The following is a 23,844-nucleotide window of genomic DNA, read 5'->3' as shown; positions in this document are numbered from 1 at the left end:
GTAATCAAGTTCACTGTGTTCTTGATGAACTTTCAGATTCGAAAGATATAGGTGATAATTGTGGGAAAATGTAACTAATATGACTCTGGCAACTCTGAATGAACGGTTTAACTTTGGGATAAAATTAGGGATCGAGTTGGAATTCTACAGTAGTGAAAAAATCGAGTTCTTTAAGGAGTTGGTTTCTCAGCACTTTGGTTTGATTGAAGGTGTTGCTGAAGAAAGAGGGGATGGACAATATGAAATCTCGACACTTCCGACTGATAACATATCTCTTCTTTTAAATGAGATAAACAACTTTAAGAGTCTTGTACGTGGAATAGCAGATTTTTCAGCCAAACTACGCTTGGACCAGCCTGGAAGTGCCTTGCATGTTCATGTCAGTTTGCACGATAAAGAGTCTCAAAAAAATATCACCAGGCTAGAGCCCAAGCTAAGAAGCTTTATTGTTGGTGGATTTTGTCATTTAATGCGTTCTTCTATGCTGTGCTTCGCTCCCAGTATTGAGTCCTATAGGCGTTTCCAATATTACGATAAGTTCACACCCAGGTTTATAAATTGGGGTTTTGAAGAGAACAAAACTAATGCTGTACGAGTTACTTATGACACGATAGAGCATAGAGTAGCGGGGGCGGATGCAGTACCTTCAAAAGTATTGGGACAAATAATGCGGGCGATCGAGTATGGTATTTGCAATGAAGTCGTTCCAAAAGCGCCAAATTTTGGAGAGAGTCAATATGCAGAGGCATTTCAGGATAGGCTGCCACTTTCATACTCTGAAGCTATAATTCATGGCGGTGAGCACGGTTGTTTTGAAGGTGTGATGTGTATGAATAGTGTTGGAATTCAGAATCATGCAGGCGACGTTGGCGTGGGAAAGTGTTTATGCCGTCACTAGCTAAATTCCTCAGAATCGGTGGTGGATAAACTTGGATTGTAAGGTGTGTTTTTCTTCAAAACGTGGCCGGTAGATGAAGTACAACTGGCGGAACACAGGTGGGCGACGTGTTCATAGAAATAAAGAGTGTCAGGCTACTGCTGTAGAAAAAGAGGAAGGCGTGCCAGCGGAGGGACTCGAACCCCCAACCTACTGATTACAAGTCAGTTGCTCTACCAATTGAGCCACGCGGGCAGCACTTGGAATCTTACTACAATCCTGCTTTGCAAACAATACTAACTTCCTAAGGTATACTGGCTGGTTGTAGTAAGAGAAATTGGCGTATATAGCTGAAATGCTTCACTTATCTTCGAAAATATGTTTTGAGGTTCACTTTAGTTGTAGTCGCGTTGGTACTTTCTGTTGAGTGTTTGTCCAATTGGTCTCGAGTATTTTTGACTTTGTGTCGGCTAAATCATTTTCTGATAACCCATTTAGCCCAAAAACGGATCCTGTAAGTTAGCATTTTTGTTCTGCGGATTCTTAGAGCGATCCGTTGATAATCAAGCTAACTAATTCGTCTATGAGTGTCTTTTTTTCAAGCAGAAATGTTGTGTCAATAATTCCCTTAATCTTTTTGAGAGAAACAGTGATACTCTTTTGAGGGTCATTTTTAGCGTCTCCATCCTTTATATCATCCACAGCTTGAAAAATTATGCCTATTTCGTACCCAAATGCTTCTAATACAGTCAGCTCGCTTTGTGCACTATTCGCAAGGTGACCAACGCTAGAACAACTCAATGCAAAAAGTGAGCCAGATTTCATTTTATTGATTTCATCTGCGGTGAGTGTAGAACTACCTATGACGTCATGAACCTGTCCTGTGATCATTTCTAATACGTATTTGGAAGTCCTTTGTACAAGCGGTGCACCATAATGACTGAGTATCTGATAAGCTAAAACTAACAAGGCATCTCCGGCGAGTATGGCGGTGCTCTCTTGGAAAGCAATATGGCATGCAGGCTGATTCCTTCTTTCATTTGAGTTATCTAGGGCGGGGAGATCGTCATGGATGAGTGAAAAAGAGTGGATCATTTCAATTGCAGCGGCAACTTCTATAGTGTCCACGTATGGGATATTGAATAATGTGCCAAGTTCTAACACTAAAAATCCACGAATATGTGAGCTCTCTGCAAGGAGGGAATATCTGATTGCTTGAAAAAGTTTATCTTCACTTGGAAATAGAGATAGATTCTCTTTTAGAGTCTCGTGGATCAGTCTTGATGCTTTTTGCAATTTCTTTTTAACTGTCATATCTGATTTTGGTGCACATTACGAATAAAAAATGTCGAAAATAGGGGGATATAGCAGCGTAATGTCTTACCTTCGGTAGTCAAGATCACGTAACTTTCGTTGAGAATCGATGTATCGCTGTATGATTCTCCAGCTGCACCAGCCTAATAATCCAATGTATACAAGGTATGCGGTAATTACGTAGTACATATAGACCCCGAATAAAATTTTTTTTGCTCTTTAGTATAGAGATCTTCGAGCACGAGAGCGCCATCTGGTGCTACGTCAATGAAAAACCCCCTTTCTAATTTTCCGTTTGCATTAAAGTCGATTTCTTTTCCCAGTAAGAATGCCTTACTTCTCCATATTGTAATGATTTGTTCAATTGGTTTGCTCTCGTGTTCTCTAAGTGAAGCTAGGATCTGTAGTGAAAGTTCATTGAGAGAAATCTGGTGGTATTTGTCTAAACAGGTAGTCCATTCATATGGTGAATGTAACACATTTATCCCTATTCCTATGACTAATTTGCCAGAATTATATTCCAGTAATGTTCCACAAATCTTCTTCCCATCAACTAAGATATCATTAGGCCACTTATACTGAAGATTCTTTATCCAGCTTGAGAGTAACTCACCTATTGCAACAACCACCTTAAGAACAATTTCTCCTGTTTTTACATCTTCGTTGAATAGACCAATACTCATGAAAAGGTTGCCTTCCATGATTTTCCAATCACTTTTCCCATTTCTTGTTTTTCCAAAAAGCGGTTTTTCTCCAATGAGGAGTGTACAATTGTCCTTCGAGATAAAGTCTTTTACAGCATCATTCGTGTTTTCTGGAGACTTGAGGCGTATTAAGTTAAGAGGACGCGAAAACATTAGAGGAGTGCAAATTAGCAAAACAGAACATATTTAACGAATGTTCTGTAAAATAGCTTAATATCGAACCGATGCTGCTGCAACGAAGGGCCAGTCCCAACGAAACATGTGAAGAGAGGATATTAAGTATGTACGCGATACAGTTGTAATGCTGATCGTGACTATACAGGCGCAGTAGCAACTTCTGTGTACGAGAAACTGACATTGGGAATGATAATTGCACGGATTAATAGATCAGAAGTACAAACCCAAATGTTGAGAACAGTGCACACAAAACGACTATTGAAGTGAGAAGTGTATTATGTCTCAAGCTTGCTTCGATGTTCTCTTCTGCCATGTTTGTAAAGTAGGTTTCCTTAGCTATTCTTGCGTAGTAAAAAGCAGAAATCACGCCAGCAAGCATTGAAAAAATGGCAGTAGGAATGTGATTTGTTTCAACGAGAGTCTTCACTACATATGCCTTGCTCCAGAACCCTATAAACGGTGGTACTCCAGCGGAGGAGAAGAGCAAGAGCACAAATGCAAGAGCAACCAAGTTATTCGAGCATCTGAGCTTTTTAAGAGAAGTGATATGTTTGTCTTTCAGCATTAATACGACAGAAAGAATGCCAAGGTTTGTAAACGAATATACCAGTGCATAGGCAATTCCTGGATTTCCAAACGACAAACTTGCTGAGTTGCTTACCCCAAGCAGCATGTAACCCACGTGTGCAATAGATGCAAATCCTATAAATCTCTTAATATTTTTTTGTCCAAATGCAGAAAACGTACCAAAAGCAATGGATAGAATGCCAGAAGTGAAGAGTATGTTCCTAAGATACTGAGAATTTTCCATTAGCTCAGTAGAGTAGGTGGATCCAGTGTACGCAATAGGTTCTAAGTTAGAGATAAGTGAAACTAACACCACGATGAGTGAAAGTTTTGGTAGCACAGCAAAAAATGTTGTAGAAACCGTAGGAGCTCCTTCGTAGATGTCACCTATCCATGCATGAAAGGGTGCAGCAGCAACCTTAAACATTAGTCCTGAAATGAATAGCAGAATTCCTATAGAGTGGATCTTACTGTTCGCTATAAAAAGGCTTTTTAGTGAAAGGTCACCAGAGACCACGAAGATTAACGATATTCCATATATCATTACTGCTGACATGAATGTTCCTAGAAGTGTATACTTCACACCTGCCTCTGCACTCTTGATCGATTTATGTTTTATGCAAGCCAGTATGTATTGTCCTATGCTATGAAGTTCCACAGCTAGGTATAGGGATGCTAAAGTGCTTGACGAAACAGAGAGTAGCATTCCAAGTAGTGAAAGCAGTACTAAAACTGAAAAATTTTTTGAGTATGATTGTTTCACTGCGATGGCCTGTATGAAAAAGACACATGTAAAAGCAAGTATTACAAGCTTGACATTCTGTGTGAAAGGGGAAATTAATAGCATCCCGTTTAGGATTTCGACTGATGTACAAGTCTGACTGAAAAATGTCGCTGCTAAAGTAATCAATACTGCAATTAGTCCAAATTCATTCCTGCTTTTTAAGAAAAGCAGCAAACAAGAAAGAATAAAAAGTGTAATCTCAGGTAGTAAAAACAGATATTGATTCATCTCAAAAAATTAAGAAGAAGGCTTGGGTGGAGACCCAGAAACATCACTAGGATGATTAAAGTAATGAGAGGTATAGACTCGTGTAGGTGAATATCTCGAAAGATTTTGCCTTCAGGAGTACCCCATATGATTCGTTTGCAAAGGTAGAGCATATAACATGCTCCTAAAACTACACCAGTAGCACAGAGTATCGCAAACGTCTCTCTGCTTTGAAATAGCCCTGTAAGTGCAAGGAACTCACCCACGAAGCCTGCGGTACCAGGAAGGCCAATTGCCGCAAGTGAAAAGAGCACAAACGCAAATCCTAGCTTGGGAGCGAAATTCATTATGCCGGAGTGGTCAGCGATTTGTCTTGTTGCGCTACGGTCGTAGATGGAGCCTATGCAGAAAAATAACCCTGAGGAAACCAAACCGTGACTTACCATTTGAAATACGGCTCCTTTATACCCCTCAATATTGAATGCAAAAAGACCAGCAGTCACGATTCCCATGTGTGCAATCGACGAGTATGCAATTAATTTCTTTATGTCTGTCTGTGCGAGTGCAACTAACGAGGTATAGATCACTGCAATCGCACTTAGCGAAAGTACTAAAGTAGAGAATTCTCTGCTAAGTGACGGAAAAATTGGCAACAAGACTTTGAGCATTCCATATGTCCCTAGTTTTATCAGTACACCTGCAAGCATTACTGAACCTTCAGTTGGTGCCTGAACATGCGCATCCGGCAGCCAAGTATGCAATGGAAACATCGGTATTTTGACGGCAAATGCAAGGAAGAAGGCAATCCAAATAAGTTTTTGTGCTGCAATCGGGATTGTGTTCTCCACTAAATATACCAAGGAGCTAATTTCGAGTGTCCCAAGTTCTGCAAATAGGTACAAAATCGATATCAGAAATCCAACCGATCCAAACAGTGTGTATAAGAAGATCTTAAACGCTGCATATACTCTCTTCTTGCCTCCCCAAAGACCAATAATGAAAAAAATTGGGATGAGCGAAAGCTCAAACGTTATGTAGAAAGTAAGTAAATCCGTTGCCAAAAAGAACACTGCAAGCACGAACTCAAGCAAAAACAACAGGCCAAAATAACCAGGGGACTTGTCCTTTGCCATGATCACGCAGAGCATCGTAAGCAAGGACGTCAAAAGCAGCATTACGCATGAAAGTTCATCCGCTTTTAGGGTGATTGCTCCCAGTTGGAAGACCATAAACTCAGAACCAGCACGCGCAGCTACAATGACTGAAGCTAAAAATGTGGATGCAGAAAAGAGAACGGAAAGATAGTATCTACTGCTCGAAACAAAAAACGGTACAAGCAGTGACGCAAGTAAGGGAAGCGCTAGAAACAGTGGCGTCATTATTTGGCCAGGGATAACACCTCTTGAACAACGAACGAGCACAAGTTGTACCATCCTTGGTGGTACAAGTAAATAAATTCTGTCATCTAAAACTAGGGCTTGTTTGGGCTGTAGTAATTGTGTTCAGGATTGGGTGGTACTCTCTTTTTCAGGAAGAGCGTTTCATAGATTTGATCTTGAATGCAATATAATGTCTAAATCCGTTTATCGGTGGCGAATCACATGGCCGACTTGTTTGATCCAATAGATAAGATTTTTCTACTCGAGGAGAAGATGCTCGAGGTGGTATGTAACCTTGTTTCTGGAAGTAGAGTTGTCGATCTATTGCTTTATAAGCCAAGGGGATTTGTAAATAGGTGTAACTTTAAGGCGATCGCAAATTCAGTCGAGGGGGAATTTGTAACGATTGAGGCAAGGTACGAGGGATCAAAGGAGCATTTTCACAGATTCAGACGAGTAAAACGATTTCACAAATTTTTTTTCAAAGACAAAAATGAAGATTCCTTAGAAGTGATTTTTTTTGCAAAAACTTACCTACAGAGGAAGCTAAAAATAGGGGAATGGTACCTTGTAAACGGGAGAATGGGAGCAAGTGCTCAAATGTTTCATCCTGACAAGATATTAAGACTCAGTGAACTGGCTAAACTATCCGCGTTCGAGCCAAAATATCGACTTTCGGATGGTGTTACTAACCACCAGTTTTTGTCTTTAGTTGACAGATTGCTCAAGTCATCTAAACCTCCTGAAGAGTGGCTAGAAAAAGCATCCCTAAAAAAGAACAGCCTAATATCATGGGGAAAAGCAATTGAGCAGTTGCACCATCCATCATCCGAAGTGGAGTTCGAACAGGCATGCAAAAGGCTTGCTTATGATGAGATTCTTGCAATGCATTTGGTGAATAACAGTCTATATGCTCAAGTCTTGAATCAGAAGAAGGAGCCCATAAAAGGTGATGGCAGCATGACTGCTCTTTTACGTTCACGATTGCCATTCAGTTTAACAGCGGGTCAGGAAGAGGTGATAGAAAAAATACATGTGTTGCAGGGGCAAACTGTAAGAATGATAGCGCTGTTACAGGGTGATGTCGGAAGTGGAAAGACACTTGTTGTGATTTTTGCCATGCTTAATGCAGTGGAGATGGGTAAGCAAGTCGTTTTACTCTCACCAACTATTGTATTAGCTAAGCAACATTTTGAGGTTCTGCAAAAATTGGTTCCGGAACTCAAACCTGTACTTCTAACTGGGGGACAAGTTGCTTGTTCGAGGGAGCAATTTTTACAAGACATTAGATCTGGGAATGTGAAAGTCATTGTTGCCACGCATGCAATTTTGGCTGTTGAGGTACTTTTCTTTGATCTGGGACTCTTGGTTATAGATGAACAACATAGATTTGGAGCAAATCAAAGGACGAAGTTGATCAGAGAGAATCCTGGGGCCGACCTGGTACTCGTCAGTGCTACCCCGATTCCTCGGACAATAGGGCAAGTGTTGTTTGGTTCGATCACCTTGCTCAACCTTAGGGAAAAACCTAAGTCTAGACCACTTGTAACTACCTCTACAGTAACAAAAAGCAAAATTACAACGCTCATTGAGAGAATTAGAGTGATTCTCGGAAAAGGATCCAAAGTGTTCTGGATTTGTCCTGTGATTGAGGAAAGCGAAAATTCAAAAGTTGTTTCTGTAACAGAAAGGTTTCGACTGCTTAAGAAGCACTTTGCCGATGAAGTAGATTGTGTCCATGGGGTGTTGTCAGCGCAAAAAATGGAGGAGAAACTCACTCTCTTTCGCAATGGTAAAACGAAAATACTACTTGCCACGACCGTTGTTGAAGTTGGTGTAGACATTCCTGATGTGGACGTAATAGTTATTGAAGATGCAGATCATTTTGGATTGGCTCAGCTCCATCAACTTAGGGGTAGAGTGGGTCGCGGAAACAAAAATTCTTTCTGCATTCTCCTGTATGATTCCCAGAAAATCACCGAAAACGGAAAGAAGAGGTTAAAGATACTTAGAGAATCTAGTGATGGTTTCTTCATAGCGGAAGAGGATTTTAAACTGCGGGGTGTTGGCGATATTTTCGGGGTCAGGCAATCCGGATTTTACAAGTTTAAGTTCTTAGATAGACCTTTCGAACACTCATTTTTTGATAGTGCATCAAGGGAAGCACAGGATGCTATAAATATGGGCAGGATAGCTCAATATGAGGTGTTGATAAAAGTCTTTTTTTCAGATAATAATTATTACCTGTAGCTCGGCTCGAATCCGCGCTGTGTCCTATTTTCGGAAAAATTTTGTTTTCGGTCTAAATTATATTTGATGCCTACGATCAATCAGTTGGTTAGGAAGCCCAGGAAGACTCCTGCTAGGATAAACAGGGTTCCGGCGCTTAATAAGAATCCCTTGAAAAGAGGGATATGTTCTAAGGTTTACACGACAACACCTAAGAAGCCGAACTCTGCGCTGAGGAAGGTTGCAAGGGTAAGATTATCCGGTGGAGCTGAGGTGATTGCGTATATTCCTGGTGAGGGGCATAATCTTCAGGAACACTCTGTTGTTTGTATACGTGGTGGACGTGTAAAGGATTTACCTGGTGTGCGTTACCACATAGTCAGAGGGGTTTTTGATACCGAGGGTGTCAAAGGAAGAAAAAAAGGAAGATCTAAGTATGGTGCTAAGAAGAGTTGACAGGAGTTTAGATGTCTAGACGGAATGTAGCCAAAAAACGTGAGGTCTCTGCGGATCGAAAGTATAACAGCAAGATCGTTGCGAAGTTTATAAATCACGTGATGAAAAAGGGTAAGCGTGCGCTGGCGGAGAAGATAGTCTATGGTGCTATGGAGAAAGCTGAAAAGCAGCTTGGAGTTCCAGCGATGGATGTGCTGACGGGTGTGCTGTCGAATATTTCTCCGGCTGTCGAGTTGCGTTCCTTCAGAGCTGGGGGTGTGAACTATAGAATCCCAGTCCCAATAAAGGAAGAGAGATCTCGGTTTATTGCATTTGGGTGGTTGCTATCTGAAGCGCGCAAGCGGAAAGGTATGTGTTCGAGAGATAAGATAGCGCTGGAGCTCTTGGATGCTCATTCTAGTCATGGTGGTGCGTTCAGGAAGTTTGAGGAGAATGTGAAAGTTGCCGAGTCTGGCCGCGCATTTTCGCATTTTAGGTTTTTCAATACTGGGGGTGCTAGAAGAAGCAATCCTAGTAACAATATTGGTGGTAATAGGTAGGTGTTTTCGTGTCGGCTTCGTCTGTTGAGTTAGAAAAAATAAGGAATATAGGCATCATGGCTCACATTGATGCTGGTAAAACCACCACGACAGAAAGGATACTCCTTTATACTGGTGTAAATAGGACCGTTGGGGAAGTCCATGAAGGTGCTGCGACGATGGACTGGATGGAGCAGGAGAAGGAGCGTGGTATTACTATCACCTCTGCTGCAACTACGTGTTGGTGGAAGGGTGCGAAAATTAATATCATTGATACGCCTGGCCACGTTGATTTCACAATAGAGGTTGAGCGTTCACTGAGGGTCTTAGATGGTGCCGTTGCAGTTTTTGATGGTGTAGCAGGTGTGGAACCTCAGTCCGAAACGGTCTGGAGGCAGGCTGATAAGCATAATGTGCCACGTCTGTGTTTCGTCAATAAAATGGATAGAATGGGGGCGGATTTCTATCGTTGTGCTGAAATGATAGTGAGTAAGCTCAGTGCGAATCCTGTAGTAGTTCAGCTACCTATCGGTGTGTCCGAGTCGTTTGTTGGTGTTGTAGACCTCGTAAAGATGAAGGCTATCTACTGGCAAGGAGATGATTTCGGTGCGAAATTTGAGTATAGGGAGATTCCAGCAGATTTGGCCGAACAAGCCGCCTTGTATCGGGAAAAATTGATGGAAAAGATTGCCGAGACAGACGACAAATTCATGGATAAGTATTTCGGTGGGGAGGAGATTTCTGAGGAGGAGATAAGGGCGGCAATTCGGGCTGGTACGATTGGCTATCACTTTGTACCTGTTCTCTGTGGCTCTGCGTTTAAAAACAAGGGCGTGCAGCCATTACTTGATGCAGTTGTGGATTATCTTCCCTCTCCGGTTGATACAAAAGATATCGTTGGTGAGAATGAAAAGGGTGAGAAAGTAAATATAAAGCCGGATCCAAAGGCTCCTTTTGTTGGCCTCGCGTTCAAGGTGATGAACGATCCTTATGTTGGTTCGTTGACATTTGTGAGAATTTATTCGGGTACTCTGAACAGCGGAGACGTAGTGATTAATTCTCATGGAGATAATAAAGAAAGGATTGGGAGAATGCTCCTGATGCATGCTAACTCGCGAGAAGACGTGAAAAGTGAAACAGCTGGTAATATTGTCGCGTTAGCAGGACTTAAAAATACCAGTACTGGTGATACGCTTTGCGCTTCTGGGAAGGTGTTAACCTTGGAGAGGATCTCTGCGCCTGATCCAGTGATTGAAATTGCAATTGAGCCGAAGTCCACAGCTGAGCAGGAGAAAATGGCGCTGGCTGTAGCTAGGTTATGTGCAGAGGACCCTTCATTAAAAGTTGCGAGTAACGAGGAAACAGGGCAGACCTTACTCAGGGGTATGGGGGAATTGCATTTAGAGATCATTTTGGACAGACTGAAGCGTGAGTTTAATGTCAATGTGAATGTTGGTGACCCTCAGGTTGCTTATAGAGAAACCATCACGCGGTCCTACGAAATAGATTATACACATAAGAAGCAAACCGGTGGTGCAGGTCAGTTTGCTCGTGTGAAAATGTTGTTTGAACCATATGATGATGGGGAGTTTCTCTTTGAGAGCAAGATTACGGGGGGTGCTATACCAAAGGAATACATACCTGGTGTTGAAAAAGGCTTGGTTTCTGTAAAGAACAAAGGGCTGTTAGCTAATTACCCAATCATCGGATTTAAAGTGACGCTAATAGATGGAGCCTTCCACGATGTGGATTCTAGTGTGCTTGCGTTTGAGATTGCAGCGAGAGATGCGTTTAAGGAAGCGGCTAAAAAGCTAGGGCTTAAGATTATGGAGCCTCTCATGAGTGTTGAAATCGTCACACCTGAGGAGTATACTGGTACGGTTATTGGTGACCTGAATAGCAGAAGAGGAAAAATAGCTGAAATGGAGGCTAAGGGTAATGCACGAGTTATCTCTGGTGTTGTGCCGTTGTCTAGGATGTTTGGTTATGTCAATGATTTGCGTTCGTCTACCCAGGGGCGCGCTAGCTACTCGATGGAGTTCAAAGAATATGCAAAAATGCCCGACCATATAGCTGCTGAGCTGGTTGACAAGCGTGTTGCTAATTAGATGTTGTGAGATAATAAGGAGAAGTAGAAATGGCTGTTAAACAGAAGCAGGTCTTCGTCAATGATAGACCGCATTTAAATATAGGTACGATAGGACACGTTGATCATGGAAAGACGACCTTGACTGCTGCGATTACCAAGTTTTGTTCAGAGGAAGGTGGTGGCTATGAAGCTGATTTTAGGGCATATGACAATATTGATAAGGCCCCAGAAGAAAGGCAGCGTGGTATTACCATTTCCACTGCGCACGTTGAGTATAAGACTCCTGAGCGTCACTATGCACACGTGGACTGTCCAGGACACGCGGATTATATCAAGAATATGATCACGGGTGCTGCGCAAATGGATGGTGCTATACTTGTGGTTGCGGGTACAGATGGTGCCATGCAGCAAACAAAGGAGCACATCCTTTTGGCGAAGCAAGTTGGTGTTGCGAGTATAGTCGTTTACATAAACAAGTGTGATTCTTCTGAGCTTGATGAGGAGCTTCTGGAGCTTGTTGAAAGTGACATCAAAGACCTTTTGATATCACATGGGTTCGATTTACCAGAGGATAATGATGATGGAAGTAATCCAGCAATCATAAGGGGTTCCGCGCTATTGGCGCTTAATGGTGAGGAAAGTGACCTTGGTAAGGGTTCTATTCGTAAGTTGCTTGCTGCGTGCGATAAGTATGTTGCACTTCCTGAAAGGGCGGTTGATGGTGATTTTCTCATGTCTATTGAGGATGTCTTTTCCATTTCCGGACGTGGGACTGTTGTTACAGGAAAAATCGAGCGGGGCCGTATCAAAGTTGGTGATGAAGTTGAGATTGTTGGTATAAGGGATACGCAAAAAACTACGTGTACTGGTGTCGAAATGTTTAACAAGCTTGTTGAACAAGGTGAGGCTGGATTTAATGTTGGTATCCTTCTCCGTGGTTCGAAAAGAGAAGATGTATGTAGGGGACAGGTTCTCTGTAAGCCGGGTTCAATTACTCCTCATAGGAAGTTGAGAGCGAGGATTGTGACTCTTACAAAAGAGGAAGGTGGTAGAAGGACAGGGTTTGTGTCTGGGTATAAGCCGCAGTTTTATTTCCGTACGACAGATGTTACTGGTACAGCATACTTGCCTGTGGATGGGGTGGAAATTGTCATGCCAGGCGATGATTTGGAGATTTTTGTAGAGCTCTTGAATCCGATCGCAATGGAGAAAGGGTCCAGGTTTGCAATCAGAGAGGGGGGAGTGACAGTAGGCGCTGGTCAAGTATTGGAGATTATGGATTCTAAGACCGATGCTGAAATAGCAAAGATGTTCAGAGTTGTGAAAGCCGTGAAGAGTTGAATCTTAGGAGCGTAGCTCAATTGGTAGAGTTTCGGTCTCCAAAACCGATGGTTGTAGGTTCGAGTCCTATCGCTCCTGTTCTTGTATGTATGTTTTGGGTAAGTTTTTTTCGTAGCGTTTTGGCGGAATTTAGAGGTATAGCTTGGCCGTCCAGGAGGGAGGTTGTGTCTTTTTCCCTTTTTGCACTTTCCGTTACGTCGGTTTTTGCGCTGCTTTTTGCATTTGTGGATTATGTTATTTTTTTAATGGTCCGGTTTTTTTACTAAACTTTTGGCTTGTATGAGTAGTAATTCCGATCATACTTGGTGTGTTCTGCGTGTAAGGTCCGGCAGTGAATCAAAGGTGTGCGACCTTATCAAAAGTCGCTGCAGTGATAAGGTTGTTGATCTCTTCTCACCGGCTCTTATAAGGTTTGATGCTTCTGCTTCCAAGAGGTTTCTTCCGGGCTATATCTTTATCAAGGTTGCTCCGGGTTCAACTTTTCTAAACGAGGTCTCCATAATGCGCAGTTTGTATGGTATTCCTTGCCGATTTCTTAATCAGGCTGGTTCGCCTAAGTTTTTGTCGGATAAAGATATTGACGAAATGAGAAATTTTATGCTTTCTCCTGAGGTTGCACCCGAATCTGGAAAAATTTCGGTTGGTTCGCGTGTTGCTATTCTCTGTGAATACTTTGAGGCATGTGTGGGTGAGGTTGATGAGATCGACGAAAGAACATCGAAGGCCAAAGTAAAGATAGTTTTTTGTGGCCAGGATGTGGTGGTGTCCTTCAATTTGGATCAGCTAAAGTTAGTTGAATAGTGTTGTTCTTTGTGTTTAGTGTTGCTGTATGAAGAAAGTTGTTGCTAGGTTAAAGTTGCGTGTTCCAGCGGGTAAGGCTTCTCCGACTCCTGCTATAGCTTCGTCGCTTGGACCAAAAGGGGTCAATCTTATGAAGTTCTGTCAGGCGTGTAATGAGTTGACTGCTTCACTTGCAGGTAACATAAGAGTGAGGGTTCTTGTATATCAGGATAAAACTTTTGATGTTGTCGTGAGGGGTAAAAATTCTACGGATGTCATAAAATCTTTCTTGCAGTTTAGTAAAGGTTCTTCTACTCCAGGGAAAAGTATTATAGCTTCGGTTGGGCAAAGTAAGATATCTGAGATTGCAAGGGAATTGATTGGTTGCATGAACACTAGGAGTTTTGATGCTGCTGTTCGGATGGTTACGGGAAAAGTGGCATCAATGGGCATAAAGGTGACAGGAGATTAGAATGAGAGAGATAGTAAGTGCAGATGATGCTCTAAGAAAGTTAATTGGAAAAGCGTGCAAGTTTAATGAGTCAGTTGACGTCGCGGTTCATTTTTCTTCAAAAGATTCTGTTAAGGTAGGTTGCGTTTTTAAATATCCTTTTTATTTTGGGCGTGTTCTTGTTTTTTGTGGGGAACCGCAGATGGCTGAGGTGATTGATGAGAGCGTAACGTGTGGTGGCGAAGAGCTTATAGAGAGAATTAAGGCCAAGAAGAATTTTGTTAAGGGGTATAAGTATTCTCTAGCTAGTCCCCCGATGATGTCAAAATTAAGTAAGATAGCTCGAATTCTGGGTCCGCGGGGTCTGATGCCAGACAGTAAGTATGGTTTAGTAACGCACGATATTGCTGCTGCGGTTGCTGCGATATTAGGGGGTAAAGCGCTCTTTAAAACTAACAAGGCGGGTGTTATGCACTCTAAAATTGGAAATTTAGGTATGGGCTTCGATAAGCTCAGGGAGAATTTGCAGGTTTTTTGTGAATCTGTCTTTGCGACTCGGCCTAAGAACGTTGGCTTGCAAAGTTATGTGCGCAGCGTTAGTGTGAGTAGTACCATGGGAGATGGGTGCTTTATAGATTTTCTAGCATTGTAGTGGAATTTGTTATGAATGAGAGAAAAGCGGCTTTTTTGGCGAAGCTTGAGGTGATACTTGAGCAGAGAGTTGTCCTTGTCGTGAAAGTTTCCTCGCTTAGTGCTCAGGAAGTGTTTAGTGTTCGTGAAAGGTTGTGGGATTTTGGGGGTAATTTCAATTTTGTGAAGAATTCGCTCGCCAGGATTGCTGTTGAAAATTCAAGTCTGTCCTTCCTGTCTGAGTACCTTTCTAAGAGTGTTGCTTTTGTCCACTGTGGTAAGAATGTTCCGGAATTCCTACGTTGTATCTTTAAGTTTTCAGCTGAGTATGGGAAAGATAGATTGGAAATTCTTGGTGGCAAATATGATAAAGTCCTCTTTGACCGTCGGTTGATGGATGAGTTTTCTAAACTGCCTGACGAAATGCATGTGTACTTGTCGCTCATCAATGCTATAAATGCTGTTCCTATTGCGCTAGTGAACTCTTTGGATGGTCCCGCAAGGCTTTTGGCAGGTTATTTTGATTCCTATGTGAAAAGTGCTAATGTTAATTGCTGATTAAAAAGTTGTTGTCCTTACCTGTTTTTTTGGAGGTTTTTGTGTCTAAAGTTGAGTGTTCTGAAATTGCTCAAAAGATTTTATCTTTGAGCCTTGTTGAAGCGGCTGAGCTCGCTGCTGAGTTGAAAAAGGTTTTAAACTTGCCTGATGTTGCTATGGCTCCTGCTGCTGTAGCTGCTGCGCCTGCGACATCTGAGTCCGTTGAAAAGAAGGGTGAGGCATCCAAGTTTACCTTGATCTTAAAGGGTTACGGTGAAAAGAAGACAAATGCCATCAAAGCGTTGAAGACGATCTTCAAGCAAGAGTTAGGTCAAGATATGGGTTTAAAGGAGCTTAAAGATAAAGTTGAAGCTGTCCCCGTAGATGTTCTTTCCGGTCTCACAAAAGAAAAGGCTGATGCATATGCAAAGATCTTAAAGGAAGCTGAATGTGAACCTGAATTGAAAGGAGAATAACTCTTCTACGTAGATCGTTTTCTTGTTTCTTCTCTTATGTCTGGATTTCACAGGTTATACTTCGATGAGCTGCTTTTTGACTTCCCTGATCTGGTGAAAGTCCAAAAGGATTCTTACGCTTCGTTTGTAGGTGGAGGTGATGCTGTCTCTTCAATCAACGATATTTTTGCATCCGTTTTTCCAGTGAATGATGGATATGGTAGGGCTTCCCTTGAGTTTGTGAGCTGCAGAATGGGTGAGCCCAAGCATGACGAATATGGATGTGTTGAAAGAGGTATTACATACTCGGCGCCGCTCAGGGCGATACTTAGGCTAGTTGTTTTTGGTGATGAGACATCTGGTGAAGGTGGTGAGGGGGTGTCGACTGAACCAGCGGTAAAGGATGTACGAGAACAAGAGATATACATGGGTGACATACCCATTATGTCTAAGAACGGGACGTTCATAATAAATGGTGTGGAGAGGGTTGTCGTATCTCAGATGCACCGTGCACCTGGAGTGTTTTTCGATAATGACAAGGCTAGGTCGATCTCCGGTAAGCTCAATTATATTGCGCGTATCATACCTTATAGGGGTTCTTGGTTGGACTTTGAGTTTGATGCTAAGGACGTATTGTATTTTCGAATAGATAAAAAGAGAAAACTTCCGGTCACTCTTTTGCTTAGAGCTCTGGGGTTGTCGAATAAGGATATTTTTGCTCAGTTTTGTGAGGTCTCGGAGTGTCGCTTAACGAAGGATGGTAAGTGGACTGTTTGCTTTGTTCCGGAAAGGTTCAAGGGGGTTCGTCTTCAGTACGATCTTATCAATGCGGAGACAGGTGAGTTAGTTTTAGCGAAGGGTAACAGGATTTCCATAGTATTGGCGCGAAATCTATATGCAAAAGGGTTGCGTTATTGCTATATGGATTTGGAAGTCATGAAGGACATGTACCTTGCTGATGATCTTGTTTCGGCTAAAGGAGAAGTTCTTCTTCCACATGGTACAAGGTTGACCAAGGAGCATGTTGCAAAATTGGAATTTCTTGATGTGGATTCTATTAAGTTGGTCGAGCTGAAGGGTAATTACATATTCAGTACCGTTTTGCAGTACGATTGCTCTTATGAAGAGGCAATGCTCTCAATATACAGAGTTATTCGACCAGGTGAGATCCCTTCTATTGAATCTGCAGAGAAGCTGTTTGAGTCGCTCTTTTTTTCTCCTGAGAGATACGATCTCCTGAACGTGGGTAGAATCAGGTTAAATGCTAAGTTTAATCTGAGTCATGACGAGAGTCTGACTGTTTTGACGAAGGAGGACATTTTTTGTACGGTAAGAGAGTTGGCCCTTTTACAAAGGGAGGTCGGGGACGTTGATGACATAGATCATCTTGGCAATAGGCGCGTTAGGTCTGTTGGAGAGTTTATGGATAATCAGTTTCGCATCGGACTTGTGAGAATGGCCAAGGTCATTGTCGAAAATATGGCAACCGCCGATTTTGATACGGTGATGCCGTGTGAAATGATAAATTCTAAAATTCTTGGAGCTGTCATTCGTGAATTTTTCATGTCTTCGGCACTGTCGCAGTTCATGGATCAGACTAATCCGCTTTCAGAAATTACACATAAACGTCGTATATCAGCTTTGGGCCCGGGTGGATTGAATAGAGGCAGGGCAGGATTCGAGGTACGAGATGTGCATACCACGCATTACGGTAGAATCTGTGCAACGGAGACACCAGAAGGTGCGACTATTGGACTGATAAATAGTCTTGCTATATATGCAAAGATTAACAAGTATGGTTTTATAGAGACACCCTACCGCTATGTACGTGACGGCCGTGTTACCGACGAGGTTACATATCTTTCTGCGATTGATGAAATAAAGGCAAATATTTGTCAAGCTAGCGTTCGTGTTGATGAAGAAGGCTATATACTCGACGATCTGGTGTACTGTCGTAGGAATTATGAAAATGTTTTTATTCCACGTAGTGAAGTTCAGTTTGCAGATGTATCCGCTAAGCAGATAGTCTCGGTCGCTGCCTCTTTAATTCCTTTTCTGGAAAATGACGATGCAAATAGAGCTCTCATGGGTTCCAACATGCAAAGACAAGCTGTACCACTTATCGTGCCTGAAGCACCATTGGTCGGGACCGGGATGGAAGGCTATGTGGCGCGTGGTTCTGGTGCCGTAATAGTTGCCAAACGTGCGGGTATTGTACAGTATATAGATGCCAGGAATATCGTTGTTGCGTCGGAGTCAAAGGACGATTTCTGGATTGATTCTTATACGTTGTGTAAGTTTAGAAAGTCAAATCACAATACGTGCATACACCAGCGTTGTGTTGTCTATCAGGGGCAGCGTGTTAAAAAAGGTGATATTCTTGCTGATGGACCAGCGATTCAACAGGGTGAACTAGCTCTGGGAAGGAATTTGGTGGTGGCTTTTCTTTCGTGGCGTGGTTACAACTTTGAGGACTCCGTTGTCATTTCGAGTAATGTTGTCCGTGATGATCTTTTCACTTCAGTGCACTTAGAAGGTTTTGAATGCGTTGTTCGCGATACAAGGCTGGGTCCTGAGGAAATAACAAGGGATGTTTCTGGTGTGGCAGAAGAGTTTTTACACTGTCTTGATGAGTTTGGCATAGCGTGTGTTGGGGCAAACGTCGAGGCTGGAGATGTTCTGGTAGGAAAGGTGACGCCTAAAAGTAGTTCGCCTGTGACACCTGAAGAAAAGTTGCTTCGTGCCATATTTGGAGAGAAGGCGATTGATGTGAAAGATTCGTCTCTGTACTTACCGCCTGGTGTATCTGGTTGTGTAGTGGATGTAAAGGTACTACAGCGCCGAGGTATAGAAAAGGTTGGTAGGGCATTGTTAATAGAGAAACAGGCGATTGATGCCGAAAAAGCAAGGCGTGATCATGAGCTTGCGGTGTTGACGAACTATATCTACTCGCTCCTCAAGGAGATGTTGGTTGGTAAGGTTGCTCTTAATACTTTAGCACCAATCTCGAAGGGTGATTTGATTACGGGAGAGGCTCTTGAAAAGATAGATAGGGAGAGTTGGTGGAAGCTTAGTGTTGATGAAATCTCTTCGATAAAGCTTTTGAGGCAGAGGTTTGTTGATCGCTTTGACGAAATTAACAAGACCTATGAGGAGAATTTCGAAAAAATTCGAGGTGATGATGATTTGGCACAGGGTGTCCTGATGGTGGTCAAGGTTTTTGTTGCTGTGAAACATACCCTTCAGCCAGGTGATAAGATGTCTGGTAGGCATGGAAATAAGGGTGTTATTTCCAGGATAGTTCCGGCTGAGGATATGCCTTACTTAGCTGATGGTACACCTGTGGATATCATACTTAATCCTTTAGGTGTACCTTCAAGGATGAATGTGGGTCAAATTCTCGAGACACATCTTGGTTGGGCTGCATATAATTTGGGTAAAAAAATCTCGAAATTGCTCGATGAAGGTAACTACTCTGAGGTGAAGTCGTTGATTCTTGAGATTTACAAGAACGATAGGAAAATGATGGCGAGACTTAAGAGGATGACAGATACTGAAATAGTCGAATATTCGCGTTCTTTGAGAAGGGGTGTTCCTGTTGCGGCTTCGGTTTTTGAAGGGCCTAAAACAGACGAGATAGAAAGGCTTTTGGTTCTCGCAGGTAAAGATCCTTCGGGTCAGGAAGTCCTGTATGATGGTGTAACTGGTGAGAAGTTTGATAGGAAGGTTACTGTCGGATGCAAGTATATGCTGAAATTGCATCACTTAGTAAACGATAAGATTCATGCGCGCTCTATCGGTTCCTACAGTTTGATAACGCAGCAGCCACTCGGAGGGAAATCACATTTTGGTGGACAGCGTTTTGGTGAAATGGAATGCTGGGCGTTGCAGGCTTATGGTGCAACATTTGCGTTACAGGAGATGCTTACTATCAAATCTGACGATGTAGTAGGTCGCGTCAATGTATATGATTCGATAGTACGTGGTGATAATGATTTTTACTATGGTGTTCCCGAGTCCTTTAATGTGATGATGAATGAGCTGAGGGCTTTGTGTTTAAATGTTGAGTTTTGTTCCGATTTGGAAAGAAAGGAAGATTTTAGTGATCTTCCATTAGCGGTATCGGGACGGTAGTAGTTGATTAAAAATAATATTTGCTTTCGATTTCTATAGGGGTGGTACTTTTTGTTTATGGGAGATTTTAGGAGTTTTCGCCAGAACGGGGGCGGCTCGGTTGATTTTGATGGTATCAAGATTTCCCTTGCGAGTGCTGATAAGATACGGTCTCTCTCTTATGGGGAGGTCACCAAGCCTGAGACTATTAATTACAGGACATTCAAGCCAGAAAAAAATGGTCTTTTCTGTGCAAAAATTTTTGGTCCAACAAAGAGTTACGAGTGTCTCTGTGGAAAGTATAAAAAGATTAAATACAGTGGGGTAATCTGCGAGAGGTGCGGTGTAGAAGTTACTTCCTCTAGGGTGCGCCGTGAGCGTATGGGGCATATAGAACTGGCTAGTCCTGTTGCGCACATATGGTTTTTAAAATCTCTTCCATCGAAGATTTGTATCTTGTTGGACTTGACGCTTAAAAATGTGGAGAAGGTGCTCTACTTTGAAATGTACATAGTAATCGATCCGGGCGTTACTACATTTACTAAAAACGAGCTCATAACCGATGACGCCTATATGAACGCAGTTCGTGAATACGGTCCTGACTCGTTTACTGCGATGATAGGTGCTGAGGCTATTAGGCATATGCTTGCCTCACTGGATCTGGAAAAGATGGCAGTGAAATTGCGCTCTCAAGCGGCTGCAACAAATTCTGAAGTAAAGAAGAAAAAGATTATTAAGACGCTCCGTCTAGTAGAACAGTTTCTTGGATCAGACAGTAGGCCTGTTGATATGATTTTAGATGTTATACCGGTAATGCCACCTGATCTTAGGCCACTTGTTATGTTGGATGGCGGAAGGTTTGCGACCTCTGATTTGAATGCGTTGTACAGATCGGTGATTAACCGGAACAATAGATTGAAAAGTCTGATCTATCTGAAGGCGCCTAATATCATCATAAATAACGAAAGGCGCATGTTACAGGAAGCTGTAGATGCACTTTTCGATAATGGGCGTCGTGCAAAAGTTATTAAAGGTAGTAACAAACGACCTTACAAATCCATTAGTGATATGCTGAAGGGGAAACAAGGTAGGTTCCGGCAAAATCTCCTTGGTAAACGCGTAGACTATTCTGGGAGATCCGTGATAGTTGTTGGTCCGGCCCTAGAGCTCCATCAGTGTGGTCTGCCTAAAAAAAATTGCGCTGGAGTTGTTCAAGCCCTTTATATATTCCAAACTGGAGCTTTATGGAATTGCGCCGACGATCAAGACTGCTCGAAGGATGGTGCAAAATGAACAGCCAGAAGTCTGGGATGTACTTGCAAAGGTTATTCATCAGCACCCCGTTTTCTTGAATAGAGCACCTACACTCCATAGACTGAGTGTCCAAGCGTTCGAGCCAGTTCTTATTGAAGGTAAGGCAATACAATTGCATCCGTTGGTTTGTACTGCATTTAACGCTGATTTTGACGGTGATCAGATGTCTGTTCACGTTCCTTTGTCTATTGAGGCACAAGTTGAAGCTAGGTTGCTTGTTATGTCGACGAATAATGTCCTCAATCCAGCGAATTCGCGGCCGATTATTGTCCCATCTAAGGATATAGTTCTAGGTGTGTATTATCTGAGCCTCGAGGAGAAAGGAGATGTTGTTCATCCGGTGACTTTTTGTGCTACATGGGAAGCTGAGTATGCTTTTGCAAATGGTGATATTGGGCTTCATACTAAAATCAAATGCGGAATTGAACTAGATGGTGAAATAAAGGTTTATACAACAACTTTTGGTAGATTACAGTTATTCAAGATTCTTCCGAAAGGCGTGCCGTTTCAAAGTATAAACATGGTGCTTACGGTTAGAGATATAAGCAATCTGGTTGATTTAGTCTATAGGACTTGTGGTCACGGCAAAACTGTTGAGTTTGCAGATGGCATCATGGAATTGGGTTTTAGGTATGCGACGCTCTCAGGTATTTCCTTTGGGAAAGATGATATGGTTGTGCCTCCGACAAAAGCGGAGCATGTGAGAAGAGCAAACGAAGAAGTTAAGGAATACGAGTTTCAGTATCAAGAGGGTTTGATTACCAAACACGAAAAATATAATAAGGTTGTTGATGCGTGGCAAAAATGTACAGACCTTGTGGCAAAAGACATGATGGACGGAATTTCTGGGTACGAAAGTGTTGCAGAGATGAATTCCATTTTCATGATGGCACAATCTGGTGCTAGGGGTTCCGCCGCGCAAATAAAGCAGCTTGCTGGAATGCGTGGGCTGATGGCTAAGCCATCCGGTGAGATTATCCCGAATCCGATCATATCAAATTTGAGGGAAGGACAGGGCGTTTTAGAGTACTTTAACTCTACGCATGGCGCCCGTAAGGGACTCGCAGATACAGCATTAAAAACTGCGAACTCTGGTTATCTGACTCGTAGGCTAGTTGATGTAGCACAGGATTCCATTATCGTTGAAGAGGATTGCGGCTCCTCGAATGGGTTAGTGGTTCGTGCTACTGTTGAGGGTGGTGTGGTGATTATACCGCTCAGTGACAGTATATTCAGTAGAGTTTCCGCGACTGATATTATAGATCCATCGGATGGTTCCGTCATAGTGCGTGCAGGAGAGATGTTCGATGATAAGTCAATTGAAAGAATAGAGTCACTTGGTATAGATTCGGTTCGGATTCGTTCGGTTCTCACATGCAAAAGTAAACACGGTATATGTCGCAAGTGTTATGGTGCAGATCTTTCAAATAGGAAGTTGGTTGCCCTTGGTGAAGCAGTAGGTGTGATTGCTGCCCAGTCGGTGGGCGAACCTGGAACGCAGCTCACGATGAGAACATTCCACGTTGGTGGTGCAGCGACGCGCAGAGTGGAAAATTCGAGTATGGTTGCGTTTTGTGGGGGTAAGGTTAAGTTCACAAACGCGAACTTGATTACGGACCGTGATGGCAACTATGTTGTCTTAAGTAGGTCGTTTGAGATCTTGCTGGTTGATTCTCTTGGTATAGAACACTTCCAAGGTAGGGTGCAGTATGGTGGGACCGTATATGTCAAAGAGGGTGAGGTCGTTCCGATTGGGAAGAAGTTAGCCGACTGGGATTTGTACACTGTACCTATAATAGCAGAAGCATCCGGTACGGTATCCTATGCGGATATGATAGAAGGTGTCTCATACAATGAAGTTCATGATGAAAGTACCGGCATTCTAAATAGGATGGTTGTTGATTGGCGTCAAGCAGAGTACTCTTCGGGGTTGCGTCCGCGTGTTGAGATACTTGATGAGGGTGGTTCAGTTGCAACGTGCCAGCACTCTAAAGATGCGGTTTATCTACTGCCGCTTGGAGCGATACTTAATGTGTCGAATGGCGATGTTGTTGAAGCTGGAGACGTGATTGCGAAGATCACGAAGGAGTCAACGACGACTCGTGATATTACTGGTGGTCTGCCTCGCGTGATCGAGCTGTTTGAAGCAAGGAAAGCTAAAGTTAACGCAGTGATTAGTGAAATTGATGGCTACGTTGAATTCGCAAAGGATTACTATAAATCAAAGAGGAAAGTTATTGTCAGGTCGCGTGAAGATAAAGAACGGACTTATGAGTACCTTGTACCAAAGGGTAGACATTTGATTGTTAGTGAGGGTGATTTTATTAGAAGGGGTGAGCCCCTCATGGATGGTGACCCAGATTTGCACGAGATTCTCAGGGTGCTTGGTTTGGAGGCTCTTGCGGAGTATATGATTAGCGAGATACAGCGCGTCTACAGGTTGCAGGGTGTTAAAATCAATAATAAACATATAGAAGTTATAATTCGTAAGATGCTACAAAAGGTTGAGATCACTGATGCTGGTGATACGACTTTCCTTATTGGGGAGCAGATTGATAAGTCTCGTGTAGAGCGGATCAATGAGGTTATGGCGTCGCAGGGGTTGAGATGCTGTTCTTATATACCAGTCCTGTTAGGTATTACGAGAGCAAGTTTGCAGACAGAGTCGTTTATTTCGGCAGCGTCATTTCAGGAAACTACCAAGGTGTTAACTGAAGCTGCAGTTGCCGGTAAGGTTGACAGACTAAGAGGTCTGAAAGAGAATATTATAGCAGGCAGGCTGTTACCTGTTGGTGCTGGATACTTTATCGATAAATTAAAGCGCGAGTTTATCGGCGAACGACAAGGTAAACAGGTGTCTGTTGGAGTGGATAGTGACGTGACCTCCGTGTAGTGTGCTGTTTGTTGTTTTTCGAGGTGTAG

Annotated in this window: 17 protein-coding genes, 2 tRNA genes and 1 pseudogene; 15 read left to right on the top strand and 5 right to left on the bottom strand. The window is 42.7% G+C overall.

All coding sequences use genetic code 11. From position 1 onward, the window contains the following. The first annotated feature begins 58 nt into the window (after window positions 1-58). Window positions 59-898 (top strand): glutamine synthetase, encoded by an 840-nt coding sequence (locus NRI_RS02915; RefSeq protein WP_238522980.1) that lies wholly within the window; start codon window positions 59-61, stop codon window positions 896-898. A 161-nt stretch (window positions 899-1,059) separates the two neighbouring features. Here NRI_RS02915 and NRI_RS02910 read toward each other — a convergent pair. The 5 genes from NRI_RS02910 to NRI_RS02890 all read right to left on the bottom strand — a co-directional run bounded on the left by NRI_RS02910 (window position 1,060) and on the right by NRI_RS02890 (window position 6,063). Continuing rightward, window positions 1,060-1,132: transfer RNA gene (locus tag NRI_RS02910), tRNA-Thr, on the bottom strand. A gap of 288 nt (window positions 1,133-1,420) precedes the next feature. Further along, window positions 1,421-2,191, bottom strand: a complete 771-nt coding sequence (locus NRI_RS02905; RefSeq protein WP_015816528.1) for a polyprenyl synthetase family protein — start codon at window positions 2,189-2,191, stop codon at window positions 1,421-1,423. A 176-nt stretch (window positions 2,192-2,367) separates the two neighbouring features. After that, a complete protein-coding gene (locus NRI_RS02900) occupies window positions 2,368-3,048 on the bottom strand; it encodes a biotin--[acetyl-CoA-carboxylase] ligase (protein ID WP_015816531.1) in 681 nt (226 codons plus the stop codon). 226 nt (window positions 3,049-3,274) lie between these two features. Continuing rightward, on the bottom strand, window positions 3,275-4,651 hold the full coding sequence (locus tag NRI_RS02895; RefSeq protein WP_015816527.1) for an NADH-quinone oxidoreductase subunit N: 1,377 nt from the start codon (window positions 4,649-4,651) through the stop codon (window positions 3,275-3,277). After that, window positions 4,648-6,063, bottom strand: a complete 1,416-nt coding sequence (locus NRI_RS02890) for a complex I subunit 4 family protein (RefSeq protein ID WP_015816530.1) — start codon at window positions 6,061-6,063, stop codon at window positions 4,648-4,650. Before NRI_RS02890 ends, NRI_RS02895 begins: the two co-directional genes overlap by 4 nt. Before the next feature lie 156 nt (window positions 6,064-6,219). Here NRI_RS02890 and NRI_RS02885 point away from each other — a divergent pair, with 156 nt between their 5' ends. From NRI_RS02885 to rpoC, 14 genes and pseudogenes are all read left to right on the top strand, one after another. Beyond that, window positions 6,220-8,259, top strand: coding sequence for an ATP-dependent DNA helicase RecG (locus NRI_RS02885; protein WP_238522979.1), 2,040 nt, complete (start codon window positions 6,220-6,222; stop codon window positions 8,257-8,259). 66 nt (window positions 8,260-8,325) lie between these two features. Then, window positions 8,326-8,694 carry a 30S ribosomal protein S12 gene (rpsL, locus tag NRI_RS02880; RefSeq protein ID WP_011452072.1) on the top strand — a complete coding sequence of 123 codons (369 nt, stop codon included), beginning with the start codon at window positions 8,326-8,328 and terminating at the stop codon, window positions 8,692-8,694. Between the two features lie 11 nt (window positions 8,695-8,705). Continuing rightward, complete coding sequence (gene rpsG, locus NRI_RS02875; RefSeq protein ID WP_015816525.1) at window positions 8,706-9,233, top strand: 30S ribosomal protein S7; 528 nt, start codon at window positions 8,706-8,708, stop codon at window positions 9,231-9,233. Window positions 9,234-9,241: 8 nt separating this feature from the next. Further along, window positions 9,242-11,320, top strand: coding sequence for an elongation factor G (fusA, locus tag NRI_RS02870; RefSeq protein ID WP_015816516.1), 2,079 nt, complete (start codon window positions 9,242-9,244; stop codon window positions 11,318-11,320). A gap of 29 nt (window positions 11,321-11,349) precedes the next feature. Continuing rightward, window positions 11,350-12,642 (top strand): elongation factor Tu, encoded by a 1,293-nt coding sequence (tuf, locus tag NRI_RS02865; RefSeq protein ID WP_015816524.1) that lies wholly within the window; start codon window positions 11,350-11,352, stop codon window positions 12,640-12,642. Between the two features lie 5 nt (window positions 12,643-12,647). After that, window positions 12,648-12,720 (top strand) — tRNA-Trp (locus NRI_RS02860). Beyond that, window positions 12,690-12,908 (top strand): preprotein translocase subunit SecE, encoded by a 219-nt coding sequence (secE, locus tag NRI_RS02855; protein WP_148205724.1) that lies wholly within the window; start codon window positions 12,690-12,692, stop codon window positions 12,906-12,908. The genes NRI_RS02860 and secE overlap by 31 nt, the downstream gene beginning before the upstream one ends. 13 nt (window positions 12,909-12,921) lie before the next feature. Next, window positions 12,922-13,443, top strand: coding sequence for a transcription termination/antitermination protein NusG (nusG, locus tag NRI_RS02850; RefSeq protein ID WP_015816523.1), 522 nt, complete (start codon window positions 12,922-12,924; stop codon window positions 13,441-13,443). Between the two features lie 28 nt (window positions 13,444-13,471). Next, the gene (locus NRI_RS02845) at window positions 13,472-13,894 is read left to right on the top strand and encodes a 50S ribosomal protein L11 (protein WP_015816514.1); all 423 of its coding nucleotides are present in this window, start codon (window positions 13,472-13,474) and stop codon (window positions 13,892-13,894) included. Window position 13,895: 1 nt separating this feature from the next. Beyond that, a complete protein-coding gene (locus NRI_RS02840; RefSeq protein WP_015816522.1) occupies window positions 13,896-14,525 on the top strand; it encodes a ribosomal L1 domain-containing protein in 630 nt (209 codons plus the stop codon). An 11-nt stretch (window positions 14,526-14,536) separates the two neighbouring features. Beyond that, the gene (gene rplJ, locus NRI_RS02835; RefSeq protein ID WP_015816513.1) at window positions 14,537-15,061 is read left to right on the top strand and encodes a 50S ribosomal protein L10; all 525 of its coding nucleotides are present in this window, start codon (window positions 14,537-14,539) and stop codon (window positions 15,059-15,061) included. 41 nt (window positions 15,062-15,102) lie between these two features. Beyond that, window positions 15,103-15,516 (top strand): ribosomal protein L7/L12, encoded by a 414-nt coding sequence (locus tag NRI_RS02830; RefSeq protein ID WP_148205722.1) that lies wholly within the window; start codon window positions 15,103-15,105, stop codon window positions 15,514-15,516. Window positions 15,517-15,552: 36 nt separating this feature from the next. Then, window positions 15,553-19,629 (top strand): DNA-directed RNA polymerase subunit beta, encoded by a 4,077-nt coding sequence (gene rpoB / locus NRI_RS02825; protein WP_015816512.1) that lies wholly within the window; start codon window positions 15,553-15,555, stop codon window positions 19,627-19,629. A gap of 57 nt (window positions 19,630-19,686) precedes the next feature. Then, a pseudogene (gene rpoC, locus NRI_RS02820) lies at window positions 19,687-23,815 on the top strand (DNA-directed RNA polymerase subunit beta'). Window positions 23,816-23,844: the final 29 nt, after the last annotated feature.

It is taken from the genome of Neorickettsia risticii str. Illinois, assembly GCF_000022525.1.
GTDB lineage: Bacteria > Pseudomonadota > Alphaproteobacteria > Rickettsiales > Anaplasmataceae > Neorickettsia > Neorickettsia risticii.
Note: the sequence above shows the minus strand (reverse complement) of the source record. Positions and strands in the feature narration are given on the sequence as shown.

Excerpts from the sequence above, each read along its gene's own strand:
- NRI_RS02900 (WP_015816531.1), bottom strand. The coding sequence starts at position 3,048 with ATGTTTTCGCGTCCTCTTAACTTAATACGCCTCAAGTCTCCAGAAAAC.
- secE (WP_148205724.1), top strand. The coding sequence starts at position 12,690 with ATGGTTGTAGGTTCGAGTCCTATCGCTCCTGTTCTTGTATGTATGTTT.
- rpsG (WP_015816525.1), top strand. The coding sequence starts at position 8,706 with ATGTCTAGACGGAATGTAGCCAAAAAACGTGAGGTCTCTGCGGATCGA.
- tuf (WP_015816524.1), top strand. The coding sequence starts at position 11,350 with ATGGCTGTTAAACAGAAGCAGGTCTTCGTCAATGATAGACCGCATTTA.
- NRI_RS02905 (WP_015816528.1), bottom strand. The coding sequence starts at position 2,191 with ATGACAGTTAAAAAGAAATTGCAAAAAGCATCAAGACTGATCCACGAG.
- nusG (WP_015816523.1), top strand. The coding sequence starts at position 12,922 with ATGAGTAGTAATTCCGATCATACTTGGTGTGTTCTGCGTGTAAGGTCC.
- NRI_RS02890 (WP_015816530.1), bottom strand. The coding sequence starts at position 6,063 with ATGGTACAACTTGTGCTCGTTCGTTGTTCAAGAGGTGTTATCCCTGGC.
- NRI_RS02895 (WP_015816527.1), bottom strand. The coding sequence starts at position 4,651 with ATGAATCAATATCTGTTTTTACTACCTGAGATTACACTTTTTATTCTT.
- NRI_RS02840 (WP_015816522.1), top strand. The coding sequence starts at position 13,896 with ATGAGAGAGATAGTAAGTGCAGATGATGCTCTAAGAAAGTTAATTGGA.
- NRI_RS02845 (WP_015816514.1), top strand. The coding sequence starts at position 13,472 with ATGAAGAAAGTTGTTGCTAGGTTAAAGTTGCGTGTTCCAGCGGGTAAG.
- rpsL (WP_011452072.1), top strand. The coding sequence starts at position 8,326 with ATGCCTACGATCAATCAGTTGGTTAGGAAGCCCAGGAAGACTCCTGCT.
- rpoB (WP_015816512.1), top strand. The coding sequence starts at position 15,553 with ATGTCTGGATTTCACAGGTTATACTTCGATGAGCTGCTTTTTGACTTC.
- rplJ (WP_015816513.1), top strand. The coding sequence starts at position 14,537 with ATGAATGAGAGAAAAGCGGCTTTTTTGGCGAAGCTTGAGGTGATACTT.